Consider the following 13,481-nt stretch of genomic DNA (forward strand, 5'->3'; position numbering starts at 1 on the left):
GCAGAGAGCCCAAGGAGACCCCCATGCGCGACCTTCTCGATCTCACGCACGTCAATGATGCGCCGGCAGCGCGCACGATCGCCGCCCTTCTCGCCGCCGATGCCGCCATCACCCGCCGCCAGCTGAATGAGGCCATGGTGCAGGCGTTTGGCGGCAGCGACGCCGACGGGCGCTGGGCCCAGCGCGACAGCTTCGAGATGCTCGAGCATGCCCTGGCCCTTCATCTCGCAAGCGACGGCCATCGCATCAACGCCCTTGCAGATATCGCTGTTTCGTCCGCGCTGATGCAGCGCCTGCCGACCCAGACCGTGCGCAGCGAGGAACAGATCGAGCTGCAGCAGTTCTCCACCCCCGCCGACATCGCGGCGCTGGCCGTGCTGCTCGCGTCGATCGGCGCCGACGACGTCGTCCTCGAGCCGAGCGCCGGAAACGGCCTTCTGATCGCCCAGGCCCCGCGCGGCCGCATCCTTCAGCTCAACGAAATCGACCCGCGCCGCCGCGAACGGCTCGCGCATATCTTTCCCGATGCGACGATCACCGGCCATGATGGTGCGGCGCTGGTCGCCCTTCACGCGGATCTCCCGCGTCCCAGCGTCGTGCTCATGAATCCGCCGTTCTCGCGCAGTATCGGCCGCGGCGCCGATGACCTGGCGGCGCTGCGCCATCTGCAGGCGGCAATCAAGCGGGTCAGCCGAGGGGGACGCGTCGTCGCCATCATGCCCGACTGGTTCACGCCCTGTGCGCGGCTTCGTACTGCCTACGAAGCGATCCTGAGCGGCTGCACGGTGCGCTCCTCGCTTCGCCTCGAGCATTGCTACCGCAAGCATGGCACCAACATTGCGGTTCGCCTCTATGTCATCGACAAGATCGCCGGCGACCTCATGCCCGCCGTCATCGAGCACGCAGCCGTGCTCGACTTCCTCGATGCCGTCGAAATTCCTGCTCGCATCAAGCTGCAGCCCTCCGCGGATCTGGCTCGCGTCGCGCCCGCGAAGCCCACTTCGCTGTTCGGCGCCGTGCGCAAGACCAGGGTGGCCGCGCCGCGCCCCTACCACGCGCCCAAGGCCAATGCGGTCCTGCCCGTCGGCTATCGCAAGCTGGACACCCCGGCACCGCTCGCCGAACAGGTCGGCGTCTATCTGCCGTACCGGCCAAGCCGCATCGTCTTCGACCAAGCAGGCGAACACCCCACAGCGCTCGTCGAATCGGTCGCCATGGGCTCGATCCCGGCGCCGATCCCCGACCATATCCCCCATCTGCCCGAGCGCACCGTCAGCGAACGGCTCCTCTCCTCCTCCCAGCTCGAAACCGTCGTCTATGCAGGCCAGGCCTGGAACCAGACGCTGCCGGGCACCTTCAAGCCGGCCAAGGAAGGGGTCGGCCTCGTTGTCGATGCCGAAGGCCGCAAGTACCGCAAGGGCTTCTTCCTGGGCGATGGCACCGGCGCGGGCAAGGGCCGCCAGATCGCTGCCTGTATCCTCGACAACAAGCTGCAGGGCCGCCGCCGCCACATCTTCGTCACCAAGAACGAGCCCCTGCTCGAGGACATCCGCCGTGACGTCACCGCGCTTGGCGGTCTGTCGGCCGACGTGCAGCCGCTTTCGAACTGGAAGATCGGCCAGCCCATCACGCTCGAAGAGGGCACCTTGTTCGTCACGTATCCGGGGCTGCGATCGGGCCGCTCTGACGCAACGCGCCTACAGCAGATCCTCGATTGGGCCGGCCCCGACTTCGACGGCGTGATCGCTTTCGACGAAGCCCACGAAATGGGCGGCGTCGCGGGTGGCGAGGGTGCCCTTGGCAAGACCGAAGGCTCGCAGCAGGGCATCTGCGGGGTCCTTCTCCAGAACCATCTTCCCGATGCGCGCGTGCTCTATGCGTCCGCCACTGGGGCTTCAGACGTCAACAACCTCGCCTATGCCGTGCGCCTCGGCCTCTGGGGACCGGAAACCTCCTTCCCGGACCGGGAATCCTTCATCTCCAACATCCGTCAGGGCGGCATCGCCGCGATGGAACTGGTCGCGCGTGACCTGAAGGCGCTTGGCCTCTATACGGCTCGCGCGCTCAGTTTCGCCGGCGTCGAATACGAAGTGCTGCGCCATGAACTGACACCTGCCCAGATCGAGATCTACGACACCTATTGCCGGGCATGGCAGGTCATCAACACCAACCTTGCTGCCGCGCTCGAGGCGACAAACGTGGTCGACGCCCTCGAGGGCAAGACGCTGAACTTGGGCGCGAAGGCCGCCGCCCGTTCGCGTCTGGAAGGGACGCGCCAGCGTTTCTTCGGCCAGGTGCTGCTTTCCATGAAGCTGCCCACCGTGATCGCGGCGATCGAGGGGCACCTGAAGCAAGATCATTCGGTGGTCGTGCAGCTGGTGACAACGGCCGAGGCGATCCTCGACAGGCGGCTTTCCGAGATGACGGCCGAGGAGCGCGCCGAGCCGCAGATCGAGTTGTCGCCCACCGACCAGATCGTCGATTACCTCAAGCGCGCCTTCCCGACCCACCAAATGGAGGTCTTCAAGGACGACACCGGCGCCCTGCATTCCCGGCCCATGCGCGACGAAAACGGCAACCCGGTCCACAATCCCGAAGCGATGGCCGCGCGCGACAACCTGATCGAGCATCTGTGCGCCCTCCCGCCAATCAAGTCGGGCCTCGATGCCCTGATCGAGCATTTCGGGCCGGATCGCATCGCCGAAGTCACCGGGCGATCCAAGCGGCTCATCACAGGCCCGGACGGCCGCCAGAAGGTCGAGACCCGCACACCGCGCACCAGTCAGGCCGAGGCCAGCGCCTTCATGAACGATCAGAAGAAGGTGCTCGTCTTCTCCGATGCCGGCGGCACTGGCCGGTCCTACCATGCCAGCCTCGATGCGGTGAACCAGGACCGGCGTGCCCATCTCCTGCTCGAACCGGGCTGGCGCGCTGACCGGGCCATTCAGGGGCTCGGCCGCACGCACCGCACCTATCAGGCGTCGACGCCGCTGTTCCGTCCCGTCACCACCGACTGCAAGGGCGAGCTGCGCTTCACCTCGACAATCGCGCGGCGCCTCGACAGCCTTGGCGCCCTCACACGCGGCCAGCGCCAGACCGGAGGGCAGGGCCTATTCGATCCCGCGGACAACCTCGAGAGTGAATACGCAAGGGACGCCCTCGTGTCGTGGTTCCACCTTCTCTATCTCGGCAAGCTCAAGAGCACGAACATGACCGAGTTCGTGGACCTCAGCGGCCTTGAGATCACCGAGGGCGACGGCGTCCTGAAGGAAGACCTGCCGCCGATCCAGCGCTGGCTCAATCGCCTGTTGGCCCTGCCGATCGCGCTGCAGAACAAGATCTTCGAGGAATACCTCACCCTCGTTGAAACCCGCGTCGCCGCCGCCCGCGAGGCCGGCACCCTCGATGTCGGTGTCGAAACGATCACGGCCGACAGCGCCCGCGTCGTCAGCGACACGATCCTGCGGACAGACGCCGGCACCGGCGCCACCACGCACCTCCTCACCATCGAGATCGCACGGCGCAAGAACCCGATCTCGCTCGAGCGCATCCTCGACATGGTCCGCTGGCGCGACAACCCGGCTTTCGTCCTGAATGCCAAGTCGGGCCGCGTCGCATTGCGCAGCCGGGCAAATGCTTGGATGGACGACGAGGGCGAGCCGATCCTTCGCATCGAGCTGCAGCGCCCTTGCAGCCGCAAGTCCATGCGCGAGGCGGATCTGTTCGAGACGGCGTGGGAAGAGATCGACGAAGAGACCTTCCGGGCGAAGTGGCAGGCCGAAGTCAATGAGGCGGCCGAGCAGCTGGACACCGAGACGGTGCGCCTCGCAACCGGCCTCCTCCTGCCAATCTGGTCGGCGCTGCCTTCCGATCATCTCGCGGTCAACCGGATCGTCGACAAGAATGGCAACAGCTGGCTTGGCCGTATCGTCTTCGAGCACAGCATCGTCGACCTCTTCACCAAGCTGGGCCTTGCGAGCAGCGAGGAGATGCCCGTCGAAGCCATCACCAATGCCGTCCTCGCCGGGCGCAGCGTCCAGGTGAACCGCCCGTTCCCGATGGCCTTCAAGCGCTCGCATGTGAACGGCAACCCGCGTGTCGAGATCGTCGACGCCCCGGCATCGCAGCTTGCGTGGCTCAAGTCGCTCGGCGCCTTCACCGAGATCATCCAGTACCGGACCCGCGTCTTCATCCCTGTCGCGCAGGCCGAGACCATCATCGCCGAAATCCTCAAGCCCCACTGACCATCTACGCCTCCTCATCCTGATCGAGCCCGAGCGACAATGCAGCCGGGCCGGTCAGGAGAGAGGAGGGGGAAGGGGAAGGGTGTCCGTGAATTGGCCGGACGATGAGAAGAAGGTGTTTTCCCCATGATCCAGACCGTCAAGCTCGCGAAGCTGGTCCTCTCCGACATCAACGTGCGCACCCGCGGCGAAGACCTGATCGAGCAGTTCGCCGCCGACATTTCCGCGCGCGGCATCCTCCAGAATCTGGTCGTGACTTCCGTGAAGAAGCCGCGCGGCTCCTATGGCGTCATTGCCGGCAGCCGCCGCTTTCGTGCTCTTAAGCTGCTCGCCGAACGCGGCGAGATCAACGAGGCCGAATACGACGTGCCGGTGCTGATCCTGAGCGGCGGCAACGACGAGCTTTCCGAAGCCTCGCTCGCGGAAAACTTCCATCATCTCAATATGTCGCCCGCCGACGAATGCCGCGCCTTCCAGCACTGCCTCAATCTGGGCGGCGACATCGACGCCGTCGCCAAGCGGTTCGGCATCACCCGCCGCTTCGTCGAAGGCCGCCTGCGCCTCGCCAACCTTGCCGAACCGATCTTCGACGCGCTCGCATCGGGCGAGATGACGCTCGACATGGCCAAGGCATACGCCTCCACGGAAAGCCATGAGCGCCAGCTGATGGTCTGGAAGAGCTACGGCGCCAACAGCTACCACGCCAGCGCCGACACCATCCGCCGCGTCATCGCCAACGAATCCATGAAGTCGACCGATCCCGTCGCGCGCCTCGTCGGCGAGGAAGCCTATGTGGCCGCAGGTGGTAACGTCGATCGCGACCTGTTCAGCGACAATGGCGATCGATGGACCAACCCCGAGATCGCGCAGACCCTCGCAGCGACCGCCATGGAGGCGGAAGCGCAGCGCATCGGTGAAGAACGCGGCCTCGCCTGGATTCGCCCGGTTGCCTCGAACTCCACCTGGGAAGCTGCGCGCGGCCTGTTTCACGTACACCTGCCGAGCTTGCCGCTGAGCGAGGCGCAGACCATCCGCATCAGCGAGATCGAAGCGCGCCTCAGCATCGTCAGCCTCGAGATGGAAGACGAGGATCTGGAGGAAGAAGCCTGGCAGGCCCTCGATGCCGAACACGATGCTCTCAGCGACGAACTGCGCGATGCCGGTCGCCGCGAGAAGATCCTTCCTCCCGAACTCGCGCCGCGTGTCGGCCTGTTCCTGACCCTCTCGCAGGACGGCCGCATGGAACTCGGCGACACCTACTACAGTGAGACCCCGCTCAGCGTCACCATGGTCGAACCCGATGAGGACGACGAGGACGCGGCCGAGACCGGCGACGACGGCATCGAAAGCGAACCTGCCGGCGAAACGGCCCCGCGCACTCCGACCTTCCGCATCGAGGAAGGCGAGACCGGAACCGTCACCGGGGGCACCAAGGAAGTATCGCCCGACGAGGCTGCCCCTGGCGGCAAGGCGCTCAGCCAGGTTCTCCTCGACCAGCTTTCGGTGCAGCGCCGCGACGTTCTGGGCGCATCCATGATCGCTAACCCGGCGCTCGCGCTCGATTACATGCTGTTCGCCATGGTCGACAAGACCGACGGCATGAGCGACAGCTGCGGCACCACGATCCGGGCTTCGCACCCGGAAGATCCGGTTCGCTACGACGCCTATCCCAAGTCGGTCGCCCATGACTATCTGGCGGAGGTGCGCGAAGGTCTCGATGCGTCCTGGACCGAGCACAAGAGCATGGTCGATCGCTTCGACGCCTTCCGCGCGCTGGACGACGAGGTCAAGGCGGCATGGCTCGCATGGATCGTCGCCCGGTCGTTCAAGGCGAAGGAAACCTACAGCCATCGCCAGAACGCCCTCCAGAACCACCTTGCCGGGCTGCTCGAAGTCGATGTTGCCAGGTGGTGGCGCCCAACCTCGGAGAATTTCTTCGACCGCGTTCCCAAGGGCGCTCTGCTTTCGCTGCTCGACGAAGTCGGCGGTCCCGCCCTCTCGGGCCGCCATGCGAGCCAGAAGAAGGGCGAAATCTCGACCTCTTGCGAGAAGCTGTTCGCCGGCGACGCGGTGATCGAGGCCGACGTCAAGGAAAGGGCACTGGCCTGGGTGCCCGCCGCAATGCGCTTCACCCCCGCCGAGACGACGACGGATCAGAACGAGGGCGACGAAGCCGGGGATACCGGCGAGGCGAGCGAGCCTGCCGGAGCCGAAGAGGATCTGGCCAGCCTGATCGACGCTGCCCTTACCGGGCCCGACGACGGCGACGATGGCGAGAACGTCTCGATCGACGACGAACACACCGGCGAAGGCGACGACGATCAGCAGATCGATGACGGCTCGCCGGAAGTCTACGGCGATGACGATGCCGTCAGCCAGTGGGCCGAAGCGGCGGAATAACCAGCGTCCCTCCAACCCGATCGACGATCCGCCGGTGGGCCTTGCGGCTCACCGGCGGCTTTTTCTCGCCACACCGGACAAGGGACTTTCCCCAATGAAGACGCCCCGCAATTCGCGCGACATCGCGCGCGAAGTCACCAATACCATCGTTTCCCGGCTCGAGGCCGGCACAACCCCGTGGACCCGTTCCTGGTCGCTGACCGGGGAGGGCGGCCGTCCACTGCGCCATGAAGGCACTCCGTACAACGGCATCAACTGCCTCTGGCTCTGGACGATCGCCGACGCGCGTGGCTACCGCAGCCGCTACTGGATGACAGCCCGCCAGGCCGAGGAACTCGGCGCGCATGTGCGCCGTAAGGCCGATCCATCCATGTCGATCTACGCTTCCAGCTTCCGCAAGGCAGGGCAGCCGGGATTGCTGGGCGAGGCCACCGGCCAGCTGATCCGCTTCCTGCGCCACTACATCGTCTACAATGCAGACGAGATCGAGGGCCTGCCCGATTACTACTACGCGCGCGACGTGCCCCCAACCCCGAGCCTGCTATCGCAGCGCCAGGACGCGATCGATTCCTTCTTCGCGGCGATCCCTGCCAGGGTTCACCACGGCGGCGACGAGGCGTATTACAGCCCGCTCGGCGATTACATCCAGCTTCCCCGCCCCGGCAGCTTCAGATCGGGTGACGCTTACGCCTCGACGAGAGCCCATGAAAGTGCTCATTGGAGCGGCTCCAAGGACCGGCTCAACCGCACTTTCGGCAAGCGTTTCGGTGACGACGCATACGCCGTAGAGGAACTTTGTGCCGAACTGACAGCAAGTTACGTTTGCGCCGACCTCGGCTTGCCGACCGAACTTCACGACAGCCACGCCAGCTACTTGGCTCACTGGATCAGAGTGCTCCGCACCGATCACAGCGCGATTTTCACCGCCTCGGCCAAAGCCGAACAAGCCTTCAACTATCTGCGCGCCTTCAGCCTTGCCGAGGCGAGTGCGCCTGCCGGCGACGCCCTGAAGGCGGCGGCATGACTTCCATCAGCAGGAGACATCACCATGGGCTGGCTCTTCATGAACAGGCACCACATGGGCGGGCACGCTACGCCCAAGTCCTATCTCGACGCCCAGTTCACCTTCACCAATGCACCGGACGACAACGGAATCGCGCGCGGCGCGCGCGTCCTTGCCTCGTCCTGCCCCGGCAACCGGGTCTGGTACGCAGCGGTGCAATACTCCGAAAACGGCGTGCCGACCGAGGTCATCGCCATGGTCTGCCTCGTGAAGTGGAACCCGAGGGACAAGGAGGCAATGCACTTCGGGTACAAGGACATGAGCGAAAGCATGGGCCCTTGCGAGGCAGAAGCACCCGAGAACATCCTTCGCCTGCTCACGCCGACCACCAACGAGAATGCTCTCGACTGGCGCCGCCGATGCCTCGCCCGCCTGCAGAAGCGTTCCCGAAAGATCGTCGATGGCATGCGCATCAAATTCCCGCAGTCGATCACATTCACGGACGGCTTCGCCGGCGACGAGTTCACCGTCATCAAGCGGGGCGCGACCATCGCCTTCCGGCCTGTCGGCAAATACGGGCACTATCGCATCCGCAACTTCCGTGACCTTGAATGGTCGATCGTCCCGGAAACGAAGGTCCACCGAACGGTGTTCGCGCCCCGACCTTCCGCTGCGATGCCCCCGCCATGAGCGCGGCATCCACCCTCTCGCCGCTGCGGGCACGGCTCTGCAGCCGCGAGAATGCCATCCGCGTCGCGCAGCGCATGATGCAGGCCGGAATCGCGGTCATGATCGCCCCCGGCGATGACCTGCAGCCCTGGCGCGTGATCGAGCGCACTGACCTGTCGGCAAACGAGGTCGCCGCGCGCATTGCCCTCAAGAGACAGGAGGACTTGAGATGCCCCGCCTGAAGCCCGCCACACCGCGTTCGAAGCAACAGATCGACGACGCCCTGAAACTCATGCGCCGTGCCCGCGGCCTCTTGCGCGAGGCCGGGGCGTCCAAGGCCGCAGGCCGCCTTCACAGTGCCATCAACAGCGCCGAGGGCGCTCGGCGGCACTGCGAGCGGCGCCCCGTGATACAAAACATGGCGACCTGGCTCTCCGAGGCTGAATGAGGGGAGCGGGAAGGGGGGGAGCGAACGATCGATCGAGGAGAAAACACATGCCCGCATTCGCTTCCTCCCCTGCACCGGAGATCACCCGCTGGGGCAAGCCCGTCACTACCACGCAGCGCCTCCCCGGCATCTGGCGCGTCGTGACCCCGTCGCATGGCGGCTTTGTCCTGTCCGAAACACGCCAGGCCGCGATGCCCGAGGCACTGCGCCTGGATGAACCCGAGTACGAGCATGACGTTGACTGGTCGCTCGTGATCGTGGCGTTCCAGACCGAATTTGCCGCTGCCGGAGATCCACTCTTCGACATCGAACTCTCGCTCGCCACAAGCACTGTCAAAAGCTGGCGGCCCGAGAGATGGGAAGCCTATGCCGGCGAAGCCGTGGAACCGCGCCAGAGCCATGTCAGGCGCGAACGCGAAGCCTTCGAGGCACGCATTGGTCAGGTCGTCGTCACCACCGCCTACGGCGATTGGGCCGATTGGGTGCCGAGCGGGAAGGTCGGCGTGTTTGGCTACCGGCTCGCCAGCGTCGATCATCTGGCCCGTCCGACATACGCCGATCCCATATTCAAGGCCCTGGTCGATGCCGCCCGGTATGATGCGCGGGGCAGCGTCATCAGCTTCGATGAACTCGACGCGGAGATCCTGGCATGACGATCGAGGTGATCGTCGGCCTGCCCCACCTCAATGAAGGGCCGATCCTTCAGCGCGCGCGCGTGATGCAGCAGCCCATGCTGATTTCCGCGAACTGCCTTTCGCGCTGGCGCACCACATCAGGGGGCTGGCGCGAATGGCGAGGCTGGCGCACCGACCAACTCGCCAACGCGAACGGCCTCAGCAGCCTCGACCTCGACAGCGCGGGTTATGTCCTGATGTCCAGATATGGCGGCTATCCATGGTCGATCGCCGACTACATGGCTCTGGCCGCATCTTATCCCTTCCGCCGTTTCGCGGCCGCTGACTATTGCTGCGAGGCCGAGATCGCCGCCGATCGCGCCGAAGTCCTCGACCGTATCGCCCGCACCGTGGCGACGAACCGCGAATGCCGCTCGCGCGCGCATGACCTCGGCATCATCGACCGCTTCATGCCCGTCCTGCAGGGTCGCTATCCAGAAGACTATGAGCGCTGCGCCGAAATGCTAGCGTGGTCGATGAATCCCGGCACGATCGTCGGCGTCGGCTCCATGTGTCGCCGCGACATCCATGGCCCTGACGGATTGATCGCCGTTGTCGCGCACCTCGACGCGGTGCTGCCCAACCCTGGCCCCCGCCTCCACCTCTTCGGCGTGAAGGGAGCCGCCATCCCCTTCCTTCAGCCCTACGCACATCGCGTAGCCTCTCTAGATTCCCAGGCCTGGGGCACGGCCGCGCGCCGTGATGCCCGGCGCCGGCAGGTCTCGAAGACCGATGCCTTCGCGGCCGACCATATGGAGAGATGGACCATCGCCCAGCTCGATCGACTGCGCGAGCCTCATCGCCCGCTCACGATCACGATAGAACCGGCACCTTCACAAAGTCCGTCTGATCCATGGGAAGCCGCCATCCAGCAAGCACAGGCGGAGATCCGCGCGCTTATAGAAACCGGCGATCTTGCCCACGATGAAGTAACCACTGGCTGGATCGAAACGTGGGCGGCCGACATCTACCGCGCTCGCACCAGCATAGCTTGCCTGTAGCTTCTATTCATTTCCTCGCATACGCTTCACCCTGAAGGAGATCGTCATGACTGCCATCAATATCGATCACGCCAACGCTGCCGCCTCTCTTTCTCGCCTGATCGAGGTTGCTCGGTCGGATACCGGACAGTCCGCCAAGGTTGCGAACTTCCTCCTTGCATGGTGGAATGGTGACGATTGGGGCCATTTCGACGTCTCGGACATCTTCGGCCTCGATCGTGCGATCGGCATCGATATTGCCACCATCATCGGTTATCTCGCGGATCATCCCGGTGCCGTTTATGCGGACGCCTTCGGTGAGCGAGAGGCTATGAGCGAATTGATCGGTCTGTGGCGGGCCAGGAAGTGCGCAACGACCTGAAATCCGGATCGCGGCCAAGAGAAAAGAGGGAGTGTTCCCAGCGCGAAATTCTTCGCGAGAGGAGTCCCTCCATGCCCGACTGCTACATCACGACCGGCGAGAACCCGCGTGCCCAATCCTATATTGCCGAGGCCGCGGACCAAAACCGGGCGCTTGCCGCATACCAGCGGACTGACCCCACGGCCTTCCTTCTCGACTGCGATGATTACTGGAAGGCCGAAGTGGCCCGCACGCTCGCGAAATTCCCGCTGACCCGCGTCACCGAGCGCTTTTACACCCACATGCTGGGCGTCCTCCCCCCGATCTATAGCCGCTTCAACCCCGGTTGGTTTGTCGGTGAAGCCGTCGTTGAGCGCGTCTACACGCAGTTCATCGAGCACAACGACCGTTTCTACGCGGGCTATGCCAATCTCGGACCCGGCGGTAGGCGCTGGCAGCTCGACGACATCGAGGCGCTCGAGGCCACCGGCACGATCACCGAGGCCGACTGGTTCCCCTCCAAGACCTGAAACAGCCAAGGGTCCGAGGCCGCAGAGGAGAGGGGGAAGGGAGGATCGAGCGCGGGAATGCGCTCGGTCTGACCCGGAGCCCTACCATGACCTACGACGTCCCGTTCCGTCACATGCAGGCGATCGACCCCAGCAGCCTCACGACCATTACCGCGACGCTGCATGCGCTCAACAGGGCGATGGAAGACTGCCGTATCGCCGGCGTCGACCCCGACCATGACCCGGCAATCGCGCTGCTCGCCCGCCACTTCGCAGCCGTCACGTCGGACCGTGCCGATGATGACAGCCTGCGTTTCGCCTGCAGCCGCCGCGTCATCGAACTCGAACGCTTTCCTGCACTTCTCACCCTCGCCGTGCGCGGAGTGGCCCATGACCGCGTTGCCAAAGAGCGATTCCACAAGGACGGTGCCAAGGCCATGAAGGCGCTCGCGATGGAAATCGGCTTGGCGCCGGGCAGCTACTCTATCAGCTCCACACCCAGCGACCCGGCAATCGCGGGATATGTCGCGCTGTCGAGCGATGACATTTCGATCATGCTCAGCGTCGGCCCGCTCCATGAGGGCAACGAGGTGCAATACTTCGCCAAGCGCGGTCCTGCATCCGGCCAGAAGCTGCGCTTCGCGGCAATGCGCGATTTCGTCCGGCCAATCCGTTTCGCAGCGCGCATCCGCCGTGATCTGCGGCTCGATGCCATCGTACCCTCGCCCGCGCCCATCGAGCCCCACACGCAGGCGCCGCGCGAGCCCATCGCCGCTTAGGGAGACATCCCATGCTCACCACACATCAGGTTCTCGATCTCGTTCGCAGCGATGCCGCCCGGATCGAACGCTTCACCCAGCGCCGCGAGGTTTTCCTCGATGCGCTGGACTGGACAATGCTCACTTGTGAACAGGTCCACGAAGCTGCCATGCTGGACTTCATGCTGGAAGATGACCTTGCCGAAGCCCTCCAGCGGGTTTCCACGGCGGAAAGCCTCGCTGCCATGGGCATGCCCCTTGTCCCTGCCTTCATCCGCTACAATCCATTCCCGCGCCCCTGGCATGTGGAATGGCTCGCGCTGGCGAATTGAACGGAGATCCACCCTCATGAGCCGTTATGATTTTCCCGGAAAAGGCGTTGCGAGCAGCGTCGCCATCGGATGGGACCGGCCTTTGGGCACGTTCTTCGTCCAGGTCATGCAACCCCATCCCCGCATCGACGGCGAGGAAGCGACCTACATCTGGAAGGGCGCTGCCCCCGGCGAACTTCCCACCGCAGCGGCCGCAATCACGGTCGCCGCCGAATATGCCGATCTGCCCGAGGATCTTGGCGCGACGCTGGAGACCGATCGCCTGAAGACCCTCGGCACATTCGATGGGCCTGCCCAGGAGGCTGCGAAGCCCTTCATCCAGGCATCGCCTCCGCCGATCCACACCGAGGCCGAAGCCCGCGAGGCCGGTTACACGCGCGCCGTCATCGCAGACAGTACCCACCATACCCTCGAATTGCTGATCGAACCTGAAGCCGACCTCGATGACACTTTCCTGGCCTTCGATCGCGGCACGAACGAGATGCTTCATGTGCATGGCTGGAACTTCACCATCGAGCCTGATGACCCTTGAGATGAGGGGGAAGGGGATGGGCGATCCATGGAGGATCGACGGAGGTTCCCTTGTCCTACACCATCGACATTGGCGCAGCGCCCGCGAACGCCGACTGCGCCCAGCTTGGCCAGACCCCCGATTTCGAGCGGGTCAACCGCTTCGAGATCGACGCCTATCGGATCGGCATCATCGCCATCCATGGCCTTCCTCCGCAGGGATGCCGCCTCACCAGCAAGCCTAACCGGCACGATTTCGGCACCTATCGAACCCTCGTCCTGCACATCGACGATGAAGACGATCCTGCCGTCGCCGCCTACGCCGAGGCCGTAGAAGACGGGCTCGGCTCCTGGATCGAGGCTGCGATTGCCTGTCCTGTCGAATATGACGGCAACGTCGCCTCCATTCCCCGGCCCGAACTCGACGAAGTGGCGATCGGCGCGCTGCTGACCACGCGGCCCGGCGCCAACGGTCGTTTCGCGATCCCCGCATTCGAGACGATCCACACCAACCTTTCGGCCGCATTCCCCAAACTCGCCGAGACCGCCCGCGCGCGTCTCGCCGGCGATCCCGCCTGACCCCTCAGGAGATC

General features: G+C 64.8%; 14 protein-coding genes. All 14 read left to right on the plus strand.

What is annotated here, in order from left to right:
• Positions 1-23 precede the first annotated feature (23 nt).
• Positions 24-4,244, plus strand: coding sequence for a strawberry notch-like NTP hydrolase domain-containing protein (locus tag ACXJ16_RS26315; RefSeq protein WP_463923393.1), 4,221 nt, complete (start codon positions 24-26; stop codon positions 4,242-4,244).
• Positions 4,245-4,370: 126 nt separating this feature from the next.
• Positions 4,371-6,644, plus strand: coding sequence for a ParB/RepB/Spo0J family partition protein (locus ACXJ16_RS26320; RefSeq protein WP_463923394.1), 2,274 nt, complete (start codon positions 4,371-4,373; stop codon positions 6,642-6,644).
• A 94-nt stretch (positions 6,645-6,738) separates the two neighbouring features.
• Entirely contained in the window at positions 6,739-7,668 is a 930-nt protein-coding gene (locus tag ACXJ16_RS26325; protein ID WP_463923396.1) for an ArdC family protein, read from the plus strand.
• A 24-nt stretch (positions 7,669-7,692) separates the two neighbouring features.
• Positions 7,693-8,337, plus strand: a complete 645-nt coding sequence (locus tag ACXJ16_RS26330; protein WP_463923397.1) for a DUF6927 domain-containing protein — start codon at positions 7,693-7,695, stop codon at positions 8,335-8,337.
• Positions 8,334-8,558: a hypothetical protein gene (locus ACXJ16_RS26335; protein WP_463923399.1), complete on the plus strand. Its 225-nt coding sequence runs from the start codon at positions 8,334-8,336 to the stop codon at positions 8,556-8,558. The genes ACXJ16_RS26330 and ACXJ16_RS26335 overlap by 4 nt, the downstream gene beginning before the upstream one ends.
• Positions 8,546-8,764: a hypothetical protein gene (locus ACXJ16_RS26340; RefSeq protein WP_463923400.1), complete on the plus strand. Its 219-nt coding sequence runs from the start codon at positions 8,546-8,548 to the stop codon at positions 8,762-8,764. Before ACXJ16_RS26335 ends, ACXJ16_RS26340 begins: the two co-directional genes overlap by 13 nt.
• A 47-nt stretch (positions 8,765-8,811) precedes the next feature.
• On the plus strand, positions 8,812-9,417 hold the full coding sequence (locus tag ACXJ16_RS26345) for a DUF7007 domain-containing protein (protein ID WP_463923402.1): 606 nt from the start codon (positions 8,812-8,814) through the stop codon (positions 9,415-9,417).
• Positions 9,414-10,439, plus strand: coding sequence for a deazapurine DNA modification protein DpdA family protein (locus ACXJ16_RS26350; protein WP_463923404.1), 1,026 nt, complete (start codon positions 9,414-9,416; stop codon positions 10,437-10,439). The genes ACXJ16_RS26345 and ACXJ16_RS26350 overlap by 4 nt, the downstream gene beginning before the upstream one ends.
• 46 nt (positions 10,440-10,485) lie before the next feature.
• Entirely contained in the window at positions 10,486-10,800 is a 315-nt protein-coding gene (locus ACXJ16_RS26355) for a DUF7673 family protein (protein WP_463923405.1), read from the plus strand.
• Positions 10,801-10,871: 71 nt separating this feature from the next.
• Positions 10,872-11,309 carry a hypothetical protein gene (locus ACXJ16_RS26360; protein ID WP_463923406.1) on the plus strand — a complete coding sequence of 146 codons (438 nt, stop codon included), beginning with the start codon at positions 10,872-10,874 and terminating at the stop codon, positions 11,307-11,309.
• A gap of 86 nt (positions 11,310-11,395) precedes the next feature.
• On the plus strand, positions 11,396-12,067 hold the full coding sequence (locus tag ACXJ16_RS26365; protein ID WP_463923408.1) for a hypothetical protein: 672 nt from the start codon (positions 11,396-11,398) through the stop codon (positions 12,065-12,067).
• 11 nt (positions 12,068-12,078) lie between these two features.
• Positions 12,079-12,378, plus strand: coding sequence for a hypothetical protein (locus ACXJ16_RS26370; protein WP_463923410.1), 300 nt, complete (start codon positions 12,079-12,081; stop codon positions 12,376-12,378).
• A gap of 16 nt (positions 12,379-12,394) precedes the next feature.
• Positions 12,395-12,910 carry a hypothetical protein gene (locus ACXJ16_RS26375; protein ID WP_463923411.1) on the plus strand — a complete coding sequence of 172 codons (516 nt, stop codon included), beginning with the start codon at positions 12,395-12,397 and terminating at the stop codon, positions 12,908-12,910.
• A 50-nt stretch (positions 12,911-12,960) separates the two neighbouring features.
• Entirely contained in the window at positions 12,961-13,467 is a 507-nt protein-coding gene (locus ACXJ16_RS26380) for a hypothetical protein (RefSeq protein ID WP_463923412.1), read from the plus strand.
• Positions 13,468-13,481: the final 14 nt, after the last annotated feature.

It is taken from the genome of Novosphingobium sp. TK71, assembly GCF_055361505.1.

Coding starts and splice junctions, on each gene's coding strand:
- ACXJ16_RS26335 (WP_463923399.1), top strand. CDS start 8,334: ATGAGCGCGGCATCCACCCTCTCGCCGCTGCGGGCACGGCTCTGCAGC.
- ACXJ16_RS26375 (WP_463923411.1), top strand. CDS start 12,395: ATGAGCCGTTATGATTTTCCCGGAAAAGGCGTTGCGAGCAGCGTCGCC.
- ACXJ16_RS26365 (WP_463923408.1), top strand. CDS start 11,396: ATGACCTACGACGTCCCGTTCCGTCACATGCAGGCGATCGACCCCAGC.
- ACXJ16_RS26355 (WP_463923405.1), top strand. CDS start 10,486: ATGACTGCCATCAATATCGATCACGCCAACGCTGCCGCCTCTCTTTCT.
- ACXJ16_RS26345 (WP_463923402.1), top strand. CDS start 8,812: ATGCCCGCATTCGCTTCCTCCCCTGCACCGGAGATCACCCGCTGGGGC.
- ACXJ16_RS26370 (WP_463923410.1), top strand. CDS start 12,079: ATGCTCACCACACATCAGGTTCTCGATCTCGTTCGCAGCGATGCCGCC.
- ACXJ16_RS26360 (WP_463923406.1), top strand. CDS start 10,872: ATGCCCGACTGCTACATCACGACCGGCGAGAACCCGCGTGCCCAATCC.
- ACXJ16_RS26315 (WP_463923393.1), top strand. CDS start 24: ATGCGCGACCTTCTCGATCTCACGCACGTCAATGATGCGCCGGCAGCG.
- ACXJ16_RS26320 (WP_463923394.1), top strand. CDS start 4,371: ATGATCCAGACCGTCAAGCTCGCGAAGCTGGTCCTCTCCGACATCAAC.
- ACXJ16_RS26340 (WP_463923400.1), top strand. CDS start 8,546: ATGCCCCGCCTGAAGCCCGCCACACCGCGTTCGAAGCAACAGATCGAC.
- ACXJ16_RS26350 (WP_463923404.1), top strand. CDS start 9,414: ATGACGATCGAGGTGATCGTCGGCCTGCCCCACCTCAATGAAGGGCCG.
- ACXJ16_RS26330 (WP_463923397.1), top strand. CDS start 7,693: ATGGGCTGGCTCTTCATGAACAGGCACCACATGGGCGGGCACGCTACG.
- ACXJ16_RS26325 (WP_463923396.1), top strand. CDS start 6,739: ATGAAGACGCCCCGCAATTCGCGCGACATCGCGCGCGAAGTCACCAAT.